Source organism: Actinoplanes sp. NBRC 101535, assembly GCF_030269225.1.
GTDB lineage: Bacteria > Actinomycetota > Actinomycetes > Mycobacteriales > Micromonosporaceae > Actinoplanes > Actinoplanes rectilineatus.
In genome coordinates, this window is the sequence record NZ_BSSY01000041.1 from 1712 (window position 1) to 3034 (window position 1323).

1 rRNA gene (running past one end of the window) is annotated in these 1323 nt (G+C 54.0%); it reads left to right on the top strand.

Going from position 1 to position 1323, the window contains the following annotated elements:
* Positions 1-66 precede the first annotated feature (66 nt).
* Positions 67-1323, top strand: a 23S ribosomal RNA gene (locus QSK32_RS45240) (it continues 1490 nt past the right edge of the window).

Here is a 1323-nt window from a genome sequence, read left to right on the forward strand (position 1 = left end):
TGTGTGGGTTGTGGGTTGGTCGTTGGTTGAGAATTGCACAGTGGACGCGAGCATCTTGTTTTTTGTGGTTAAGTTGTCAAGGGCGAACGGTGGATGCCTTGGCACCAGGAGCCGATGAAGGACGTGGTAGGCCGCGATAGGCCTGGGGGAGCTGCCAAACTAGCTGTGATCCCAGGGTGTCCGAATGGGGAAACCTGGCACGAGTCATGTCGTGTCATCCATGCCTGAATTCATAGGGCATGTGAGGGGAACGCGGGGAAGTGAAACATCTCAGTACCCGTAGGAAGAGAAAACAAACGTGATTCCGTGAGTAGTGGCGAGCGAAAGCGGACGTAGCCTAAACCTTATACGTGTGATACCTGTCAGGGGTTGCGTATTCGGGGTTGTGGGACCTGCTTGGTTGTTCTGACAGACTTCCGAAGAGTTACAAAGTTTGATGTTAGTTGAACGGTGTGGGAAAGCCGACCGTAGAGGGTGAGAGTCCCGTAAACGAAAATGTCAAGCCTCTTTGCAGTGTTCCCGAGTAGCAGCGGACTCCTAGAATCTGCTGTGAATCTGCCAGGACCACCTGGTAAGGCTGAATACTTCCTGGTGACCGATAGCGGACTAGTACCGTGAGGGAATGGTGAAAAGTACCCCGGGAGGGGAGTGAAATAGTACCTGAAACCGTTCGCCTACAATCCGTCAGAGCCTTTCGGGGTGATGGCGTGCCTTTTGAAGAATGAGCCTGCGAGTTAGTGGCATGTGGCGAGGTTAACCCGTGTGGGGTAGCCGTAGCGAAAGCGAGTCTGAATAGGGCGTTTTCAGTCGCATGTTCTAGACCCGAAGCGGAGTGATCTAGCCATGGGCAGGTTGAAGCGTGGGTAAGACTACGTGGAGGACCGAACCCACCAACGTTGAAAAGTTGGGGGATGACCTGTGGTTAGGGGTGAAAGGCCAATCAAACTCCGTGATAGCTGGTTCTCCCCGAAATGCATTTAGGTGCAGCGTCGCGTGTTTCTTGCCGGAGGTAGAGCACTGGATGGTCTAGGGGGCCCACAAGCTTACTGAAATCAGCCAAACTCCGAATGCCGGTAAGTGAGAGCGCGGCAGTGAGACTGCGGGGGATAAGCTTCGTAGTCGAGAGGGAAACAGCCCAGATCGCCAGCTAAGGCCCCTAAGCGTGTGCTAAGTGGAAAAGGATGTGGGATCGCAGTGACAACCAGGAGGTTGGCTTAGAAGCAGCCACCCTTTAAAGAGTGCGTAATAGCTCACTGGTCAAGTGGTTCTGCGCCGACAATGTAGCGGGGCTCAAGCACACCGCCGAAGCTGTGGCATTCATAC